This is a genomic window from Sorangium sp. So ce363, from assembly GCF_051520435.1.
GTDB classification, from domain to species: Bacteria; Myxococcota_A; Polyangia; order Polyangiales; family Polyangiaceae; genus Sorangium; species Sorangium cellulosum_B.
In genome coordinates, this window is record NZ_CP150333.1 from 3,323,535 (window position 1) to 3,343,202 (window position 19,668).

Sequence of the window (19,668 nt, forward strand, 5' to 3'; positions counted from 1 at the left end):
ACAGCCCGCTGGGCGGGCGCCCTCATCGCTTCGAAACCACTCCGCTCCCGGGGAGAGCACCGGCGCGCACCGGAGGAATACCCCGCGCCGGGCCAGGTAGTGTAACAGAAAAACGATGGTCGACGTTGCGTACGCTGAGAGTCGATTCCGGCCCCCCGAAATCGCCCACCGGTACGGTCCGTGCGTGCACCTGCTCGATGACCCGCTCGCATGGACTCTGCTGGCTCGAGCCTGCTCCCCGGAGACGGTCCAGCCCGACGTCGGGCGTCTCGTCGGGGTTCTCTACCAGAACCTGGCGCGCGCCGTCCTCGCCGCCGAGCTGGGGCGCGCGCGCGTCGACATCCCGACCCGGATGATCTCCTCCCACCCGGAGGCCGTGTATCGCGGCGCCGCGCTGTCGCGCGCGACCAAGGCCGTCACCGTGGGCATCGCGCGCGCCGGGACGATGCCCTCCCAGGTCGTCTACGAGCTCTTGAACGAGGTCCTCGACCCCGCGCTGGTCCGGCAGGATCACCTGTTCATGAGCCGGCAGACGAACGAGCAGGGCGAGGTCGTCGGCGCGACCTGGCACGACGCCAAGATCGGCCGCGACGTCGAGGGGCGCCACGTGCTCTTCCCCGACCCGATGGGCGCCACCGGCTCGTCCATGGTCAGCGCCATGACGTACTACAAGACCGCGCTCGAGGGGCGGCCGGCCAAGTGCATCGCCATGCACCTCATCGTCACGCCCGAGTACATCCGCCGCGTCACCGAGGCTCACCCGGACGCCATCATCTACGCGCTCCGGCTCGATCGCGGCCTCTCGCCGGCGCGCGTCCTCAAGACCGAGCCGGGCACGCACTGGGACGAGGAGCGCGGCCTGAACAGCATCCAGTACATCGTCCCGGGCGCCGGCGGCGTCGGCGAGATCCTCAACAACGCCTGGCTGTGAGCGCGAGGGCGTCGTCGCGGCGGCGCCCCGCCCGCTGTCAGCGGCCGCGCTTCGAGCGGCGGTTGTGGCCGGCGGCGAGCGCGCGATAGTCGATGTCCGCGTGCGGCCGGCTCACGGCGGGGCGCAGATCGCTGCAGAGCCGCGTGAGCTCCGCGACCATCGCGCCGAGATCGCTCGCGCCCGCGGCCCTGCGTTGCGCGAGCTCGCCGTAAGCGGCCGCGAGGGACGCGATGCCCTTGCCGGAGACGTGCCCGCGGCGCGACAGATCGACGTAGCTCCGCGCGAGCGCGACGCTGTCGAAGTTGTGGGCGACGACCAGCGACTGCGCGACGCGGAGCACGGCGTGCGCCGCGATCCGGCCGTCCTCGTGGAGGACGAACGCCGCCTGCAGGTAGTTGTAGAAGGGGACGACCCGGTCGCCGAAGATCCGGAAATCCGAGGGCGAGGACTGGCGGTCGAGGTGGATCAGGATGCGCTCGACGACGGGGCCCTTCTCGACATAGCTCGCGAACCGGATCGCATCGACGATGGTGTCGTCGTACGCGTGCCCGAGCCGCATCACCTCGCCGAGCTCCAGCGGGGTGACCCGGCCCTCGCAGACGTCCGCGTACAGCGAGTAGACGAACGCGTCGGCCTCCGCGTCGTCCCCGAGCAGCACCTCGCGGATCAGCGCGCCGCTCTGGTCGCGCTGATCCGCGAGCTCGCAGCGCCGCTGGAGCAGCGCGGGCAGCTTGTAACCGAGCTGCCCGCGCAGCGCGCGGAAGCGCAGCCGGAGGATGTTCTGCAGGTTGGGCTTCAGCGTGAGCGACGCCCAGCGCGCCCCGTCGAGCCGCAGCTTCTGCTCGATGCGGGAGCGGAGCTGCTCCGGGCTGCCCGAGAGGATGTGGGTCTCGACGCCCGCGCGGCCGAGCTCGCGCAGGAGCGACCCCGCGCCCGGCACGGTGCGCTTCTGATCCGGCCGCTCGATCGCGGTCCGCACGAGGTCGCGCAGCGTGTCGAAGTCGGTCCGGAGGTAGGTCTTGTCGAGGTCCCACCGCGCGATGAACGGCGCGCGCGGCGGCGATGCCGCTGCGTTCGCCGGCGATCCGGGCCCTCGCGATCGTTCCTCGTCGTTCACCGTCTCTCGCTCAGCGCGACATCCACTCGCGCCGCATCTTGTCGAGCGACTGCACCACGTCGCTGTCGGCGCCCTGCCGGGCGAGGTCCATCGCCTCGCGGAGGTACATCGACGCCTCGCCCGTGCGCTCGCGCTGGTGCGCCACGTGCGCGAGCGCGCCCAGGACGAGCGCGCGATCAGGCCCGCCTGGGCCGGCGAGGTCGAGCGCCTCGCGCAGCACGCCGTCGGCGTCGGTCAGATCACCGGCGCGCGCGAGCGCCTCGCCGAGCTTCCGGCTGAAGATCAGGACGGCGCGCACCGGATCGTCGAGCTCGCCCCGGAAGATCTCCCGCCGCGCCAGATCGAGGCCGCGGCGCAGCGCGAGCACGCTGCCGGCGCTGTCCCCGCGCGCGGCGGAGCGGTCCGCCGCCTGCTCGAGGAGCATCAGCGCGACGAACGCGTTCTGCGCGTGGTAGGCGTGGATCGCCTGCACCTCGAGCGGCAGCGCGAGCGGGTCGCCCGCGCTGTCGAACGTCGCCTTGGCGTGCAGATCGCGCCGGACGCCGGCCGGGATCGTCGCGAGCGTCACGTCGCGGAGCAGCGGGTGCGCCGTGCGGATGCCGCTCGAGTGCTCCTCGATCATGCCCGCCGCCGCGAGCTTGCCGAGCAGGTCGTCGAAGGCGCGGATGTCCGGGAGCAGGCGCTGCAGCGTGGCCCGGTCCGCCGCGTCGCCGATGACGGCGAGCGCCTGCAGCGTGCGGCGCGCATCCTGCGGGAGCCGCTCGATCCGCGCGGCGACGAGGTCGGCCATCCGCGCGGGCGGGTCGCTGCCCCCCTCGAGCGTGTAGCGCACCAGCTGGTCGATGTAGAGCGGCGGCACCGTCGCGGCCTCGCCGCCGAGGACGGCCGGGCTCGCCGCGCTCGGCGGCAGGGCCAGCGGGGTTTGATCGGCGGCGCCGTCCGACGGGTCGCGCCGCGGCGACAGCCGCAGGCCGCCCATGCTCGGCGGCGTCTTGCGGGCGGCGCGGTGGTCCAGGCCCACGCTGCTGCGGAGGAGCGAGAGCGCGATGTCCTTCGGGAGGCCGCCGAGCGCGCGCACGGCGCCGCCCCACTCGGGCTCGAAGCCCGGCGTGTGGCTGGCGACGATGAGCAGCGCCGCGAGCGGCGGCTCCGCGATCACGTCGGCGAACGCGTTCCGGCTCGCGCCGTCGACGGCGTGCAGGTCGTCGATCGCGAGCAGGACCCGGTGCGGGAAGGCGGTCTGCTGCGCGCGAGAGAGCGCCCAGCGCAGGGCCTCCGCGGCGATGAAGCGGCGATCGTCGGGCGACAGGCCCCCCGCCGTCGGCTTGTTCCACGCGTGCCTGCGCACGTCGCTCCCGCGGTCGCCCTTGCCGAAGATCTCGAGCAGCCCGCGCCGCGCCTCCGGCGTCGCGCCGCTCCAGTTCGACGCGTTGCCGCCGTCGGGCGGGAGCTCGGCGAGCCCGGCGATCGCCCAGCGGAGCGCGTAGTAGCCGACCTCCGCGCCCCACGGGTCCGGGCCGGTCTGGATGACGATGTCGCCCCGGCTCGCGGCGACGTCGAGGAACTCGCGGAGGAGCCGGGTCTTGCCGACGCCGTGCTCGCCGACGATGCGCGCGGCGACGACCGAGCCCTCGACGTCGGCGAGGCAGGTGTCGAGCCACGCGAGGTCGTCCTCGCGCGCCGCGAACGGGAGCGGGAGCGTGGGGGCCGAGGGGGCGCGATCGCGCCGGGCGGCCTGGGGCGCCGCGCGCGGCGCAGGGGCGGGCGAGTGCGCCTGCGCGATCCTGGCGCCGCACTCGCCGCAGAACTTCTGGCCGCGCGGCACGATGGCCCGGCACGAGCCGCAGATGACCGTCGCGTCGGAGAACGAGAAGCGCCCCGAGGGGGTGTCGAACGTCCCGAGCGCCGCGCGCAGCGCCGCCGCGAACTCGTCCGCCGACTGGTAGCGCCGCGCGGCATCCTTCTCGAGCGCCCGGAGCGTGACCTCGACGAGCGGCTCGGGGATCTCGCGCTCCGGCGCGAGCAGGGCGGGATCGGGCGGCGGCAAGGAGAGGTGCATCAGCACCACCTGCGTCGGCGATTCCGCCTCGAACGGGAGCCGGCCGGTCAGCAGCTGGAACAGGATGACGCCGCACGCGTAGAGGTCGCTCCGCGCGTCGATCGGATCGCCGCGCCCCTGCTCCGGGGCCATGTAGTCCGGGGTCCCGCAGACGATGCCGGGGCTCGTGATGTTCGTCGTCGCGACCTCCCCCTTCAGCTTCGCGAGGCCGAAGTCGACGACCTTCACGAAGTCGCCGCCCGAGCGCATCGGCTCGAGCACGATGTTCTCGGGCTTGAGATCGCGGTGGATGATGCCGAGGTGGTGCGCCTCGGCGAGCGCCGCGAGCACCTGGCAGAGGATGTCGACGATGCGGCGGAACGGGAGCGGGCCGTCCTCGTAGACGACGCGGGCGAGGTCGCGCCCGCGCAGGAACTCCATGACGAGGTAGAGCTGCCCGCCGTTCTTACCGAAGTCGATGACCCCGACCGAGTTCGGGTGGTTGAGGCGGCTCGCGGCGCGCGCCTCGGTGATGAACCGGACCGACGCGCTCTCGTCGCCGAGCAGGTGGGGATGGATGATCTTGACGGCCACGGTGCGCCCCAGGGCCTTCTGCTCGGCCCTGTACACGCGGCCCATGCCGCCCACCCCGACGAGCTCCAGGATCACGTAGTTGCCAGGGAGCGTCGTCCCGATCAGCGGATCGTCGGACGTCCGGTTGAACTCCGAGATCGGGAAGCCGCACACCGGACAGAATTTGTGCGCCTGCTCGCACGGATTCGCGCATTGCGGGCAGACCACTGTGGACACGCGCGGGACCTTACCACGTTCGGGATAGCGATTGGAGTCGAGGTCTCCCTCGGCCCGAGGGGGCGCCGTCTGGAGGGGGCGGGGGGGCTCGTCCAGCCGTCTGTTAGGTCCTGGATCCTTCTTGGGGTAACCTCGGGCGCGATGGTTACGCCTCGCCTACGTCTCGGTCAGCTCCTGGTCGACGCGCGGATGATCACCCAGGACGCCCTCGAGAGGACCCTGGAGCAGCAGCGCACGGATGGCCGGCGGCTGGGGACGCTCCTTGTCGAGCAAGGGCTCATCAACGAAACCCAGCTGACGCAGATCCTGTCGCACCAGCTCGCTGTCCCCTGGGTGTCGCTCCTGCACATCGAGTTCTCGCGGCAGCTGCTCAACCTCGTCCCGCACGACGTGGCCGAGCGCTACTGCCTCGTTCCGATCTACGTTCGCCACGTCCGCAACCAGGGCGAGACGCTGTACGTCGCGATGGACGATCCGACGAACGAGGACGGCATGAAGGAGTGCATGGCGTTCTCCGGCCTGCCCGTGCGCGCGATGATCGCTCCGCCGAGCGACATCCGGAACGCGATCCGGGTCTATTACGGAGCGCGCGCCCGCTCGGCGCCGCCGCCCGCGCCCGCGAAGCAGGCCCAGGTGAGCGAGCCGCAGTCGCGGGCGCGCCCCGCCGACCCGCCGCCTTCGTCCGAGCTCTCCGGAGCGCCCGAGACCGCGCGCCACGCGGAGGACACGCCGCTGACGCCATCGACGCCGGAGCCCTTGCTGCTCACCAGGCCCGCCATGCGATCCGGGGCGCGGCTGGTCGAGGACGCGGGGCCGGCGATCGAGACCTCCGACGTCGACCCCTCCGACGTGGGCGTCATGGATGACGAGCTGGCGTGGGAACCGCCTCGCTCCGCGGCCAAGGAAGTCCGCAGCTCCCCGGAGGAGCGGCAGATCCGCGGCCGACCGGACGAGCGGTCGCGGCCGACGTTGAAGGTCGCGCCGACGCCCGAGCTGCTCGCGGCGGCGCAGGCAGCACGAGCCGCCCCGCCCGCGCAACCTGCGCAGCCAGCGCAGGCGCAGTTCACGCAGGCGGCACAGGCGCAGTCCACGCAGGCGGCGCAGGCGCAGGCAGCGCAGCAGGAGCGCCGGAAGACGATGCGCCCGAGCTCCGCACCGGGGCCCGTCGCGGCGTCCGCCGGCGACGCGGCGCCGAGCATGGACGGGGCGCCGACGTCGAGCACGCCAGCCGCGGCTCTCCTCGGCGCGGTGCTCGGACGCGCCAGCGCTGCGGCGCGCACCGTCCCGGAGAGCGTGCCCGACTACGGCGACGAGCCCCCGAGCGAGCGCGAGGTGCGCAACATCCCCGCGCCGCAAGGCCGCGGTCGCCGGCGGATGGTCTCGCTCACCCTGCTCGACGGGACGACGATCACGCTCCCCGCGCGCGGGTCCAAATCCCAGCAGCAGCCGCAGCAGCAGCGAAAAGAAGCCCCGTCCCCCCGCGCCACCGCGCAGTCCGAGCCGCCTCCTCCTCCCACGGCGGACGACTCGGGCCTCACCGCGCGCGATCTGGTTTCCGCGCTGCGCGCGGTGTCTCACGGCGCCGACGCGAGCGAGATCCTCGGCAACAACGTGCGCTGGGAGGCGATGTTCGCCGCGCTCCTGTCGCTGATGCTCAAGAAGCACCTCATCGCCGACTGGGAGTTCGTCGACGAGCTGAAGAAGATCTGACGCGAAGCGGGAGCTCGGTCGCCGCTGCCGGCGCGCCGCGCGCATCTTCGACGTGGCGCGCGGCGCGCTCGCGAACGGCGGCCGTCAGCGCGCCTCCCGCGCCGCGCCAGCGCGGATCAGCGCGTCGATGTCCCCTTCCGAGAAGCCCGCGTCGCGGAGCACGGCGCGCGTGTGCTCGCCGGCTCGAGGCGCCGGCGCGAACGCGACGCCCGCCGGCGTGACCGGCGTCCTCAGCTGGGGGATCCGGCCGCGCGGCGAGGCGATCTCGAACACGAGATCACGCGAGGCGAGGTGGGGATCCGCCGCGGCGCTCCGCGGCTCGAGGACCGGCTCGAGGCAGCAGTCGCGCTCAGCGGCGAAGGTCTCCCACTCGGCGCGCGTCCTCTCCCGAACGACGGCGGCCAGCTTGCGCTTGAGCTCGGCCTGGTGCGGCCCGGGGACGAGCGCGCTCGGGTCGGGATCGAGCCCGGCGCCCTCGCAGAACGAGGCCCAGAACTTCGGCTCCAGCGCGGCGAGGGCCATCGCGTGCCCGTCCTTCGAGAGGTAGGTGTTGTACGGCGCGAGCCCGCCGGTGAGCGGCGCGCCGCCCGCCGCGCGCGCCGTCTCCCCGACCGCTTCTCCGCCGCTCGCGAGCGCGGCGGCGAGCGTGGGAAGGGCGAAGCCGAGCACGCCGTCGGTCATGGCGATGTCGAGCACCGCGCCCTGCCCGGTCCGCTCGCGCTCGCGCAGCGCGGCGAGGATGGCGATCACGCACCACATCCCGCCGCTCATGTCGGCGACCTGGAAGCCCGGCACCTGCGGCGGCCCCTCGGCGGGCCCCTGCGCGCCGAGGACCCCCGCGCGCGCGATGTAGTTGAGATCGTGCCCCGCGCGCGACGCCAGGGCGCCCGTCTGACCGTAGCCTGTCAGCGCACAGACGATGAGCCGCGGGTTGTCCGCGCGCAGCGCCGCGTGACCGAGTCCGAGCCGATCGAGCACCCCCGGGCGGAACTGGTCGAAGAGCACGTCGTAGCCGGCGACGAGCCGGCGGAAGGCGTCGCGACCCTCAGGCGCCTTCAGGTCGAGCAGGGCGCTGCGCTTGCCGCGGTTCAAGAGCTGGAACGCCGCGGATTCTCCGGCGATCTGCGGGGGGAGCTGGCGCAGGAAGTCCCCGCCGGCGACGTCCTCGATCTTGTCCACCGTCGCGCCGAGATCCGCGAGCACGAGGGTCGCGAAGGGGCCTGGCAAGAGCCTCGAAAGATCGAGGACGCGCGTGTCGGTGAGAGGGCGCACGGCGGCTTTCCTGTCGTTGCGCGAGATCCGTCGAGGGATCGAGCGATCGAGGAATGATGAGCGAAGGGCGCGCCGCGCGCAGAAGGCACACGAGGTTGGCTGGGGCGGACGCAGTGGCTGCGATCCACCAGCGAGCCGTTACCGCGCGCGGCGGCGCAGGCGGGCTCGCCGGATCTCCGCCGGCGCCCGGATCAGCCCGCGTTGAGCTGGAACAGCTTCGGGAGCTTCATCGCGAGCATCTGGTTGCCCGTGACCTTCAGCTTGCCCGCGAAGAAGAGCTGCATCGAGTTGGCCTGCGGGTTCTCGTGCAGCTTCTGGAAATCCTCGCTGCTGAGCGAGATCGTGACATCCGCGTTGCCAGGGTTGCCCGAGGAGAGCTTGGGCCCGCTGTCGGACAGGTCGATCAGCCACTCGCCGCCGCCCTCGCCCGTCACGTTGATCTGGTACTTCCCGCCGATCTGCTTGGCCGCGTCCGAATGCTTCACCAGCGCAGCGGGCAGCTCCTCGTTGAACAGTTTCTGGATATCGACGGCCATGGATCGCCTCCGGATGTCGTGTGGGACGTGGTGACTCGAAATCGCCTGGATACCGAGCGCGGTTTACCCGTGCCCGCGCGCGGGAGTCAAGCGAAGCACGACGCCCGCGCGCTGTCTCCTCGCTCCGTCAGGGCAGCCCTGGCGCGCCGTCTCGTCGACCCATCAGGACAACCCTGGCGCTGGGTTCACCGTGGATGCGTCATGCACGCGCGCGCGGCGCCTGCGCGGCGGGCCGGGGCGCCTTGTCCAGCGCGGATCGGATCGGGACCATCAGCAGGCGATCGATGGCGACGCGCTGATCGGCGGGCGGCGGGCTCTCCGGTATGCCTTGCATCAGCCGGAGGTCACGGAGCGCGCCGCGATCGAGCGGGCCGAGCGATGTCCCCAGCCCGTCGAGCGGCGGCGTCATCGCGGGGAGCAGACAGACGAGGGAGAGCTCGTTGGTACCCTGGCGTACCCACGTTCCCTGGTACACCGCGATCGCCTGCCCGAGCGCCTCCTGGAACACGAACGCGCGCCACTCGAGCGGCGCCGTCAGATCGAAGACGCGGCCGCCGGCGCGGAGCTCGCGGCTGTCGAGGCCGAGGGCGGCGCCGCGCGCGTCGGTCAGGAGGAAGCGCTCGAGGCACCCAGGAGAGCGCAGCGTGAGCTCCTCGAGCAGCGCGGCGAGCGCCGCGGGGCTGAGCGAGATCGGCTCGCCGTCCGGGCCGATCGCCTCGAGCCCGACCTCGTCGGAGCCCACGACGGACGCGTGGTCGAGCAGCGCGGCGAAGGTGCGCCGCGAGGGGCCGTCGAAGCCGGCCCCGATGGAGGACATCCCGGCGCTGGAGCTGAGCAGGGCGACGATACGATCCCGGCGCGGCGTCGCGAGGAGCGTGACGCCGAACCGCTCGCGGGTGGTGAGCAGCACGTGCTGCGCAGCGCTGCTCTGGCTTCGAAGGAGCAGCTGATCGCCCTCGAGGCTCAGCCCGCGCCGGCTCACCTGCGGAGGGGGCACGAACTGCCGCCGTCCCCGCGCGAGCAGCGCGACCGCCGCCGTCACGAGGGCGACCGGCAACAGCGCACGGAATATCAGGCCGCGCGCGGTCACGACCAGCACGAGCGCGGCCAGGAAGAGCGGGATCGCCCAGCGCCGCCGGGTGTCCGTGCCCCCCGCCGGCGTCACGTCGGGAGCGGTCGCGTCGAACCACCGGGCCCGTGGGAAAGGCGTCACGGCGGCGTCGCTCGCCGGCTCGCCCGCGCGCTGCGTCGCCGGCCTGCCTGTCGCAGAGGGAGGCTCGTGGGCTCGGACCTCGATCGACGGGAGCATCGCGACGGACCCAAGCGGGTCCTTCTGGCCCTTCGCCTCGCGTCCCATCGCACCTCCACCCCGACCGAAAGTTGGCGGTAGAATAGCATTGACCGAGGCCGGAGCGAGGGGACTTTGGGACAACGCGCTGCGTAGGGTGCTGCGCGTTGTTGACGACCCGCTCTGTTACAACCGGTTACGACTGGTTACGACCGGTTACGACCGACTACGACCTGCCGAGGACGTCCCCGGCGGGTCGCGGATGGCGCGCGCTGCGACGTGTCACGCCGCGTTGCGAGCCTCCTCGGCGACGAGGAACCCGACGAGGTCCGCTCGCATGCTTCCTCGAACTCGCGGTTTTCCGTACCCGAGATGGATAGCGCCTGCCCCGGAACGACTGGTGATGCGGCGGATCCGGTTGAAGCGGAGGTAGCTCTCGGCCGCAGGCGCGGGACCGATGGCGTACGACGCGCTCGCGAGGCGGACATGGAGGTTGTCGCCGCCTGCGTCGCTGCAGACGGCGATGCCCTGGAGGCCGGCCTCATGCAGCGATCGGAGGACTCGCACGGCGATCTCGCCGCGGTCGGGGAGGAGGACCTTGCGGATCACGAGCCGGCCCTCTCACACGGAACCGCCTCCGCGAACGGCCCGTCGCTCCGCCGCTCCGCGCCGAGCCTCGTCGCGCGCCCGACGGCGGGCTCGCCTGACGCGGGATCAGGCCCGCGAGAGTCTTTCCACAGGCCGAGCAAAAGGGTACGTCTGCCCTGTGCAGCGCCGCGATATCCCGCCCGAGCTCTCGTTCGCGGCCCTTCCCGTCGCCGAGCCTCGCGAGCTCACGGGCCCGCCGCCCTCGCGCCGCCAGCGGGGCGCCGAGCCGGAGGTGGTCTCGGTCGCGGAGCTGGATCGCCGGCTGAAGCGGATCCTCGAGGGGTCGACCGCGGACGTACGCGTCGAGGGCGAGATCTCGGGCCTGCGCGTCGTGGGCAGCGGCCACGCCTACTTCACGCTCAAGGACGAGAGCGAAGAGGCGGCCATCGACTGCGTGATGTACAGGACCGCGGCGCCGCGCGCGCGGAAGCTGCTCGCCGACGGCGCGCGCGTCGTGCTCACCGGCCGCGCCACGGTCTACGTGCCTCGGGGCCGGCTCCAGTTCTCCGCGGACGACGCGCGCCTCGCCGGCCGCGGCGCGCTCCTGGAGGCGCTCTTCCGCCTCAAGGAGAAGCTCGCCGCCGAGGGGCTCTTCGCGCCGGAGCGCAAGCGCAAGCTGCCCGTCGATCCGCAGATCATCGGCGTCGTCACGAGCGGCGACGGCGCGGCGATCCACGACATCGTGACCGTCGCGTTCCGCCGCGGCGGCGCACGGCTGATCCTGGCGCGCACGCCGGTGCAGGGCGCCGGCGCAGGGCAGCGGATCGTGCGCGCGATCGCGCTGCTCGAGGAGTTCCCGGGCATCGAGGTGATCATCGTGGGGCGCGGGGGCGGCTCGGCCGACGACCTCAGCGCGTTCAACGAGGAGATCGTCGTCCGGAAGGTCGCGGCCGCGCGCGTGCCGATCGTGAGCGCCGTGGGGCACGAGATCGACGTCGCGCTGACCGACCTCGCCGCCGACGCGCGCGCCGCCACGCCCTCGCAGGCAGCAGAGATGCTCGTCGCGGACGCGGCCGCGCGGCGCGCGGCGCTGGAGCACCTCGAGGCCCGCATGCGCCGCGCGATCGCCCACCGGCTCCGGGGCGCTCGGGCCGATCTCGACCGGCAGCGCGCCCGGCTCGGCTCGCCCGCGCAGATCCTGGCGGAGCCCCAGCAGCGCATCGACGACGCCATGGCGAGGCTCCGGCGCCGCATGGAGCGCATCCTCGTCGAGGATCGCGCCGCGCTCCAGCGCCTCGAGCGGAGGCTCGCCGCGCGCCACCCGCGCGCGGTGCTCGCGGGCGCCCGCGGGGCGCTCAGGCCGCTGTCGGTGCGCCTCGCCGCCGCCGCGCACCGCCACGTCGCCCTCCTGCGGGAGGGCTTCGCGGGCGACGTGGCCCGGCTCGAGGCGATGTCGCCGCTCCGCGTGCTCGCGCGCGGCTACGCCATCGCGACGGACGCGTCGGGGCGCGCGGTCCGCGATCACCGCGAGGTCGTGCCGGGCGATCCAATCGCGGTGCGCGTGCACCACGGCGCGCTCCTCGCGCGGGTCGTCGTCACCGCAGGTCCGGACGAGCCGCTCGTCGAGGGCCACGCGCACGCGCCGGCAGCGGAGGCCGCGGTGGCAGCGGCGGCGCCCGCGCCGCCTGCGCGCCAGGGCGGCGGCCCGCGCGCCGCGTCCGGCCGCGCGCCGAGGCGCAAGAGGACGCAGCCCGGCGCGCCCGCGTGCGAGCAGCTCGGGCTCGGCTTCGCGGCCGAGGAGCACGCCCCGGCCGTCGGTCGCGCGGGCGCCGTCGGCCAGGTCTCGGTGGGGCAGGGCGGCGCGGAGGCCGGCCCTGAGGAGAGGCACCATGTCGAACGCTGAGCGGCGAAGGTTCGGTCTTGTGGGGCACCCGGTGGGCCACTCGGTCTCGCCGGCGATGCACTCGGCCGCGTTTCGGGCGCACCACCTGCCGCACATCTACAGCGCGTTCGACGTGCCCACCGGCGCGGAGCTCGCGCGCTTCGTCAGCGACATCCGGAGCGGCCTTATCGCTGGCGCGAACGTCACGATCCCGCACAAGCGCGCGATCATGTCGATGGTCGACGACGTGGACGCGAGCGCGGCCGACGTCGGCGCCGCGAACGTCCTCTGCGCGACGGAAGCGCGGCGCGTGACGGCGTACAACACCGACGTGGTCGCGCTCCGCGACGAGCTCACGCTGCTCCTGGGATCCGCCCCGCCCCGCGGGGACGATCCGGAGGGGCCGTACGGCGCGCGCTCGAGCCCGCGCCAGCGCGCGGTGATCATCGGCGCGGGCGGCGCGGCGTTCGCGGCGATCGCCGCGTGCAAGCTGCTCGGCTATCACCTCATCAGCGTGACCACCCGCTCGTGGACCGGCACCGAGGCGATGCTCGAGTCGCCCGCGGGGCAGCGCGCGTCCGAGCTCGGCGCGCTCACCGCGCCCTGGCCGATCCCGACCGACAGGTCGATCAGCAGCAAGTCCTCCGTGGCGCTGCGGCTCAACTGGAGCGAGTTCACCGTCGCCGCCGACCTGATCATCCAGGCCACGAGCGCCGGCATGCTCGGGGGGCCGCCCGGGGAGGAAGTCACGGGCATCATCCCGTGGGACGCGCTCTCGCCGAGCGTGTGCCTCTACGACCTCGTCTACAACCCCCCGGTGACGCCCTTCCTCCGGACGGCGCGCGAGAGAGGGCTCCGCGCCGAGGGCGGGCTCGGGATGCTGGTCGGCCAGGCGGCGCAGTCCTTCACGCTCTGGACCGGCCTCCCGGCGCCGGTCGAGGTGATGCGCTCCGCCGCCGAGGATTCGCTCAGGAAGGCAACCGGCGGTCGATGAGCTCGGACGGATCCCGGCGGAATTCCCCGACCCACGACGCGCTGTCGTCCACGCCCGCGGCGCCCCGCGGCCAGGGCGCCGCGCTCGAGCACGCCTCGCCGTGGCCGCACGTCGAGGTGCGGGGCCAGTTCTCGATCGCGCGCAAGGAGTGGCTGCACACGAACGGCGCGGGGGCCTACGCGAGCTCGACGATCGCCGGCATGCACACCCGCCGTTACCACGGCCTGCTCGTCGCGGCCCTCGACCCTCCGCGGCGCCGGCACGTCATGCTCTCGCACGTCGACGTCTGCGTCCGCCCGGTCCGACAGCAGGGCGCGCCGTCCGAGCGCCGCGCCTCGTGGCCGCGGTGGGACCTCGCCAAGCACCAGTTCCCGGGCATCGATCCGGAGAGCAGCTCGTTCTACCTCGAGCGCTTCGATCAGGATCCGCTCCCGCGCTGGGCGTACGCCGTCCCGGGCGGCGAGCTCGAGGTGACGCTCGGCCTCGTGCGCGGCGAGAACGCCGCCGTCCTCCGTTATGCCTGGAGCGGGGCGGATCCGGTGATGCTGACGCTGCGCCCGCTCCTCGCCGCCCGCCACATCCACCAGCTGCTCCGCGAGAACGGCGGGATCTCCCAGAAGGTCGAGCTGCGCGCAGGGGCGGCGCGCGGCGAGCCCGGCTCGGGGCGCGACCGCCCCGTGATGGGCGAGGTCCGGGTGCAGCCGAACCGCGCGCTGCCGAGGATCTGCTTCCGCTACCAGGGCACGTTCGTCGGCTCGCAGGACTGGTGGCGACGCTTCGAGTACCTCGGCGAGCAGGATCGGGGCCTCGACTTCCTCGAGGATCTCTGGACGCCGGGCCATTTCGAGACGGTGATCGGCGCCGAGCCCGTTCACCTGCTCGTGGCGGTGGGCGCGCTGCCCGACGACGAGCCGGAGAACCTCCTCGCGGCGGCGAGCGCGGCGATCCGCGCCGAGGACCCGGGGCCCCGGCGCCCGCTCCTGGAGCGGAAGCTCACCATCGCGGCCGAGGCGTTCCGCGCCGACGCGGCCGCGCGGCCCAGCGTCATCGCGGGCTACCCCTGGTTCGAGGTGTGGGGCCGCGACGCGCTCATCTCCCTGCCCGGCCTCTACCTCGTGCCCCGCAAGACCGAGGCCGCGATCCGCGTCCTCCGCGCGATGATCGACGCGATGCAGGACGGCCTCGTGCCGAACCGGCTCCCCGACGCGGGCGAGCCGGCGGACTTCTACGCGGCCGACGCGACCCTCTGGCTGTTCGAGGCGGCTCGCCTGCTCGCGGACGCGGTCGGCGACACGCACCCGTTCGTGGCGGGCGAGCTGCTCGGCGCGCTCCGCGACGCCTTCGAGGCGGCCATGCGCGGGACCCGGAACGGGATCCACGTCACGGCCGACGGCCTCTTCGCCGCAGGGCGCCTGGGCGAGGGCGCCATCGACGGGCTCACGTGGATGGACGCGCGCGTCGCGGGCCGCGCGGTGACCCCGCGCGCCGGTTGCCCGGTCGAGCTCACGGCGCTGTGGGCGAAGGGCTCGGAGACGCTCGCGCGCCTCGCGCGGGCCGCCGGCGACGCCCGCCTCGCGGGGCGGGCGGAGGCGGCCGCGAGCGCGGCGCGCCGGGGCTTCGCCGCCCGCTTCTGGTGCGAGGAGACCGGCTACCCGTACGACGTCATCTCGGAGCGCGCGGACGGGGAGGGCGCGTTCCGCGACGCGTCGATCCGCCCCAACGCGCTGATCGCCGTCGCCGTGGATCCCGCCTGCTTCACGCCGGAGCGGGCCGCGTCGCTGCTCGACCGGGTCCGCCTGGAGCTCGTGACCCCCGCCGGCGTGCGCACGCTCTCGCCGGCCGATCCGGCCTACGCGCCCCGGTACCAGGGAGGCCCCGAGGCGCGCGACAGCGCCTACCACCAGGGCACGGCCTGGCCGTTCCTGCTCGGGTTCTACGCGCGCGCCGCCCGGCGCTTCTCCACGCTCGGCGAGCACGTGATCCCGCTGCTGCACCGGCTCGCGGCCTCCGCGGCCGCGAACGAGATCGCGCTCGGCCAGGTGCCCGAGGTCGCCTCCGGCGAGCCGCCGCACCACCCTGGTGGCAGCTTCGCGCAGGCCTTCAGCGTGGCAGAGCTCCTGCGCCTCGTCGCCTGGGACCTGCCCGCCCAGGACCCAGGCAGCGCCGCGGGCGCGCCGCCGCGCTGAGCCACGCCGGCCCGCGGGGCCGGCGCGCGCCTTCAGCCTTCGCGTTCCAGCGCCGACTCCTCGCGCAGCGCCTTGCCGCCCCGGGCGGTGAAGCGGAGCAGCTTCCCCGGATCCTCGGCCTCCATGGCGAAGGCCTCGATCTCCTCGAACAGCGCCTCGATCTTTCGAGGACCGCACGTGGGCAGGAAGCCGCGGAGCACGCGCGGGTCGTAGAACCGGAAATACTGCTGCTTGCCTGTCCCGTTCTCGACAAGGAGAAACCGGCGGAGGTGCTTCCGCACGTCGCCGAACGCGCGGTCGCTCGTCAGGAAGACGCCCCAGCAGTCGCCCCAGCCTCCGTCGACCAGCGCGTCGAGCAGCCTGGACCCGTGCGGGAGGTGCACGAGCGTGGGGCCGACGTCCGCGAGGATCTCGCCCTGGAAGCCGGTGTAGAGCGAGGCGGTCTGCTCGCCCGCGTCGCCGAGCAGCAGCCGGATGCGCGGGTCGCGGGCGGCGTCGACCACCGCGAAGAGGGGCGAGCGCTCCTGCCGGAGCCGCGCCCGCGCCGACGCGGCGAACGGCGCCCCGGTCGCGAGCACCGCGGCCCTGCGCGCGCGGCGCGAGGGCGGCGCGGGCTCGGTCGGCGCGTAGCGGCGGTTCACCTCGCGGCGCACCACCGCGAAGACGGTCCCCCCCGCGCGGATCTCGTCGCCGTCCCGGAGCGACACCTCGCGCGCCCGCTCCCGGTTGACCTGCGTCCCGTTGCGGCTCCCCAGGTCGCGGAGGAGGTAGCTGCCGTCGATCTGCTCCACCGAGAAATGCAGGGCAGAGAGCTCACCGTCGCTCGTGATCGAGAGATCCGACTCAGGCGCGCGGCCGACGAGCAGCGGACGGTCGCCAGGGATACGCGCCGTCTGCCCGGCCAGGGGGCCCGAGATGACCCGGAGGACGAGCCCTGCTTCCTGGTCTTCGCTCATGGTCGTCTCCATCGCACAAGGCGCCGATGAGGCCGGCAAGTAAGCCTAGAACACCGATCGGCGGGAAATCCACCCGAAGGCGGGCGCCGCGCGGGAGACGACCCGGCGACTGTCAATCTTTTCCGCCTTCCAGGCGAGGGCCCTTTGGCGCAGCCTGCGCGCATTTCACGCTGGCAGCCCTCGTTCGCCGCCCGAGACAGCGAGGGTGCGACGCGCGCGGATGCGTCAGCCGTGGCGACTCCGCAGCGGTTCGAGGCGCAGCCAGCGCGCCACGAACGCCCGGTCCTCGGGGGCGAGCGCGCCGGTGACCCGCGCGGCCACGAGGTAGAGGCCCGCGTAGAGCGGGGCACAGAGCGCGAGGCAGAGCGCGGGGCGCCTGTCGGTCGCGCCCGTGAGCAGGAACGCGGCGAGCGGCGCCGCGGCCACGATCGCGGTGGCCGCGACGCGCCCGTAATGGCCCCACGGGAAGACGCCGCGGAGGCCGACGCCGGAGAAGCGCGCGATGCAGGCCACCGTCAAGGCGATCACGAGCACCTGGGTCAGCACCGCCGAGAGCGGCGCGCCGACCATGCCGACCGTCGGCAGGAGGACCAGGTTCGCCGCGGCGTTGAACGCCATCGAGAGCACCTGGATCCGCAGGATCATCGACGTCTTCCCGAACGCCATCAGCATGATCGCGTACGCCGTCACGCGCAGCGGCAGGAGCGCGGAGTAGATGCGAAACGGGACGGCGGCGCCGGCGTAGGCGTCGCCGTAGATGGCGCGCATGAGCGGCTCGGCGAAGAGGAGGAGGAACACCGCGATCGGGAGCATGATCAGCGTCGTCTTGCGGACGCCCGAGTGCCACAGGTCGATCGCCGCCCTCGCGCCCTCCTCCGGCGTCCGGCCGTTCTCGACGCGGGCGACGAGGTCGGGGAGCATCGTCGAGGCGACGGAGTAGGCGAGGACGCCGACGAGCGGGAGCTCCTGCGAGCCGACGGAGAACTCGGCGTAGAGACCCGCGCTGAAGAAGAGGCCGATGACGAACTTGTCGAGCTTCTGGTTGAAGAGGCCGGCGAAGCGCGTGACCGAGAGCGGGAGCGCGTAGGCGAGCTGCGCCCTGACGCCGCCAGGGAACGGGGCCGCGGCGACGTCCTGGAACAGCCGCGCGTAGAGCCGGTACGAGAGCCAGAGCCGGAGGGCCTGCGCGGCGCACTGGGCGGCCACGATCCAGGCGATAGAGCACCCGAGCGCCGCGGGGACGATCGCGCTTGCGGCGTTCGAGAGCGTGACGATCAGCGCGAGCCCCGCCGACTTGCGGTGGTTGTTCGTGGCGATGAAGAGCGGGCCGAACACGCTCGCCGGGTAGGCGATCACGCTCATGAGGCCGATGAGCAGGAGGAGCTGCGTGACGCCCTCGCGGCCGTCGAGGAAGACGCTGGGGACCAGCGCGAACACCGAGAAGGCCAGCGCGGACAGCGCCCCGAGGCCGACCAGGAGCAGCATGCTCTGCCGCACCAGCCCACGGAGCTCGGCGCGGGTCACCTTGGGCGCGAAATAGAGGAACGACTCCGGGAGGTAGAGCAGCGCGAAATCGCGCCCCGTCACGAACAGCATCGTCGCGAACGCGAGCACGCCGTACTCGGCCTTGCCGAGCAGCCGCACCACGACGATGCCCTGCACGAGGACGATCAGCGTGTTGACGACCTGCCCGCCGACGACCATCCCGATCCGGTCGGCCAGCGATGTGCCCTGCGCCTCGCCGGGGCCCGGCGCTGCCTTGGCAGCCCGCGCGACCTCCGGGGCCCGCGAGGGCGCGCTCGGCTCGACCGGGGCGGGCTGCTCGTCCTGCATGGCGGCTCGGTAGCACATGCGCGGGCAGGAGCGGCCTCCCGAGGCGTGCGCGCGGCGCCCGGCTAGCCCGTGATATAGGTCCCGCGATGAAGCGCGCGCTCCTCGTGAGCTACTACTTCCCCCCGCGGTTCAGCATCGGCGGTAAGCGCGCGTACCGCTTTGCGAAATTTCTGCCGGAGCACGGCTGGGAGACGACGGTGCTCGCGGCCAAGCCGCCTCCCGGCGAGCGGGTGGATCCGTCGTTCACCGACGCCGACCTGCCCGCGTGCGATGTACGCCGCGACTACCTCACGGACGCCGAGCTCGCGCGCATGCCGCGCCGCGCGCTCGGCTCCGACGGCACCCTGGAGGCGCCGACCGAGGCGCCGGTGCCGGTCGCGCAGCGCAAGGGCTTCGCGCGCGTCGCCGCCGAGATCCGCTACGTCCCGGTGATCGGCCCGGATGCAGGCCGCGTCCCGGCCCTCGCGGTCCGCATCGCGCGCCTCGCTCGCGAGGTCGGCGCCGAGGTGATCTTCGCGAGCGGGCCGCCGTGGGAGGCCGTGCTCGCGGGCGTGCTGGCCGGCAGGGCCATCGGCCGGCCGGTCGTCGTCGACTTCCGCGATCCGTGGTCGTTCGGCCCGCTGATGGCGACGCGGCCCGCGTGGAGCCGCGCGGCCGCGGCGCTCGTCGAGCGGACCGTGGTGGGCGCCGCCGCGGCCTTCACGGTGACGTCCGAGATGACCCGCGACGCCTACGCCGAGCGGCGCATCGCGCGCCGCGTCGAGTGCATCCGGACCGGCTTCGATCCGGACGCGGCGGCCGCCCCGCAGCGCGGCGCGGCGGTGACGCTCGTGCACTTCGGCAACTGCTACAGCGAGCGCACGCTCGCGCCGTTCGTCCGCGCGCTCGCGGCCGTCGCGCGCCGCAGATCGCTCGGCCCGGGCGCGATCCGGCTGCTCAACCTGGGGCGCGTCGCGAGGAGCGACCTCCGCCTCGCCGAGGAGCTCGGGGTGTCGCGGCTCTTCGAGTACCGCACGGTGCTGCCGTACGCCGAGGGGCTCGGCCTCGTCGCGGGCGCCGATCTCGCGCTGCTCGCCGGCTGCGGCGAGGAGCCGTACTTCCTGCCTGGCAAGCTCTACGACTACCTCCTCGCGCGCGCGCCCGTGCTCGCGGCCTTCGCGTCCCCTGAGATCGAGCGCATCCTCGAGACGACCCGCCTCGGCTGGACGCACGCGGCCGGCGACGCCGCGGCGATCGAGCGCCGCATCGAGGACGCGCTCGACGCGCGCGCGGCCGGTCGGCCGCTCGTCGAGCCCGATCACGCGGCGCTCTCCGCGCTGAGCGCGCGCGCCAGCGCGGGGGCGCTGGCCCGCCTCTTCGAGGACGTCGCGGCGAGCCCGAGGGGCTGACGCCGCGCTCTCCGCGCTGAGCGCGCGCGCCTGACGCCGCGCTCTCCGCGCTGAGCGCGCGCGCCGACGCCGCGCTCTCCGCGCTGAGCGCGCGCGCCGACGCCGCTCCCCGGGCGGCGCCCGCTCGACATCCTTGCCT

Annotated in this window: 14 protein-coding genes; 6 read left to right on the forward strand and 8 right to left on the reverse strand. The window is 73.8% G+C overall.

Translation table 11 applies throughout. The features are described from left to right. Positions 1 to 115 precede the first annotated feature (115 nt). Positions 116 to 931, forward strand: coding sequence for a uracil phosphoribosyltransferase (locus WMF12_RS12865; protein ID WP_012235100.1), 816 nt, complete (start codon positions 116 to 118; stop codon positions 929 to 931). Positions 932 to 968: 37 nt separating this feature from the next. Here the strand turns inward: WMF12_RS12865 and WMF12_RS12870 are convergent, their stop codons facing one another. Next, positions 969 to 2,048 carry a hypothetical protein gene (locus tag WMF12_RS12870; protein WP_437745920.1) on the reverse strand — a complete coding sequence of 360 codons (1,080 nt, stop codon included), beginning with the start codon at positions 2,046 to 2,048 and terminating at the stop codon, positions 969 to 971. A gap of 10 nt (positions 2,049 to 2,058) precedes the next feature. Further along, a complete protein-coding gene (locus tag WMF12_RS12875) occupies positions 2,059 to 4,896 on the reverse strand; it encodes a protein kinase domain-containing protein (protein ID WP_437745921.1) in 2,838 nt (945 codons plus the stop codon). 141 nt (positions 4,897 to 5,037) lie between these two features. Here WMF12_RS12875 and WMF12_RS12880 point away from each other — a divergent pair, with 141 nt between their 5' ends. After that, positions 5,038 to 6,606 (forward strand): hypothetical protein, encoded by a 1,569-nt coding sequence (locus WMF12_RS12880; protein ID WP_437871280.1) that lies wholly within the window; start codon positions 5,038 to 5,040, stop codon positions 6,604 to 6,606. 84 nt (positions 6,607 to 6,690) lie between these two features. On the opposite strand, the gene WMF12_RS12885 is transcribed toward WMF12_RS12880, so the two are convergent. The 4 genes from WMF12_RS12885 to WMF12_RS12900 form a co-directional block, all read right to left on the reverse strand. Continuing rightward, positions 6,691 to 7,878, reverse strand: coding sequence for a CaiB/BaiF CoA transferase family protein (locus WMF12_RS12885; protein ID WP_437871284.1), 1,188 nt, complete (start codon positions 7,876 to 7,878; stop codon positions 6,691 to 6,693). 191 nt (positions 7,879 to 8,069) lie between these two features. Continuing rightward, positions 8,070 to 8,414 (reverse strand): SCP2 sterol-binding domain-containing protein, encoded by a 345-nt coding sequence (locus WMF12_RS12890; RefSeq protein WP_012235105.1) that lies wholly within the window; start codon positions 8,412 to 8,414, stop codon positions 8,070 to 8,072. 199 nt (positions 8,415 to 8,613) lie between these two features. Next, complete coding sequence (locus tag WMF12_RS12895) at positions 8,614 to 9,771, reverse strand: IMP dehydrogenase (protein WP_437871295.1); 1,158 nt, start codon at positions 9,769 to 9,771, stop codon at positions 8,614 to 8,616. Positions 9,772 to 9,984: 213 nt separating this feature from the next. Beyond that, positions 9,985 to 10,311, reverse strand: coding sequence for a biotin carboxylase N-terminal domain-containing protein (locus WMF12_RS12900; RefSeq protein WP_437871302.1), 327 nt, complete (start codon positions 10,309 to 10,311; stop codon positions 9,985 to 9,987). Positions 10,312 to 10,468: 157 nt separating this feature from the next. Between WMF12_RS12900 and xseA the strand changes: the two genes are divergently transcribed. The 3 genes from xseA to WMF12_RS12915 are packed head-to-tail and all read left to right on the forward strand — an operon-like array spanning position 10,469 to position 15,352. After that, positions 10,469 to 12,193: an exodeoxyribonuclease VII large subunit gene (xseA, locus tag WMF12_RS12905; RefSeq protein ID WP_437871308.1), complete on the forward strand. Its 1,725-nt coding sequence runs from the start codon at positions 10,469 to 10,471 to the stop codon at positions 12,191 to 12,193. Continuing rightward, a complete protein-coding gene (locus WMF12_RS12910) occupies positions 12,180 to 13,166 on the forward strand; it encodes a shikimate dehydrogenase family protein (protein WP_437871314.1) in 987 nt (328 codons plus the stop codon). Before xseA ends, WMF12_RS12910 begins: the two co-directional genes overlap by 14 nt. Beyond that, positions 13,163 to 15,352 carry an amylo-alpha-1,6-glucosidase gene (locus WMF12_RS12915; RefSeq protein WP_437871320.1) on the forward strand — a complete coding sequence of 730 codons (2,190 nt, stop codon included), beginning with the start codon at positions 13,163 to 13,165 and terminating at the stop codon, positions 15,350 to 15,352. The genes WMF12_RS12910 and WMF12_RS12915 overlap by 4 nt, the downstream gene beginning before the upstream one ends. Before the next feature lie 32 nt (positions 15,353 to 15,384). On the opposite strand, the gene WMF12_RS12920 is transcribed toward WMF12_RS12915, so the two are convergent. Together WMF12_RS12920 and WMF12_RS12925 are read right to left on the reverse strand one after the other, a co-directional pair. Continuing rightward, a complete protein-coding gene (locus WMF12_RS12920; RefSeq protein ID WP_437871324.1) occupies positions 15,385 to 16,308 on the reverse strand; it encodes a DUF4123 domain-containing protein in 924 nt (307 codons plus the stop codon). Positions 16,309 to 16,533: 225 nt separating this feature from the next. Then, entirely contained in the window at positions 16,534 to 18,141 is a 1,608-nt protein-coding gene (locus WMF12_RS12925) for an oligosaccharide flippase family protein (protein ID WP_437871330.1), read from the reverse strand. An 86-nt stretch (positions 18,142 to 18,227) separates the two neighbouring features. Here WMF12_RS12925 and WMF12_RS12930 point away from each other — a divergent pair, with 86 nt between their 5' ends. Beyond that, a complete protein-coding gene (locus WMF12_RS12930; protein WP_437871335.1) occupies positions 18,228 to 19,529 on the forward strand; it encodes a glycosyltransferase in 1,302 nt (433 codons plus the stop codon). The last annotated feature ends 139 nt before the right edge of the window (positions 19,530 to 19,668 follow it).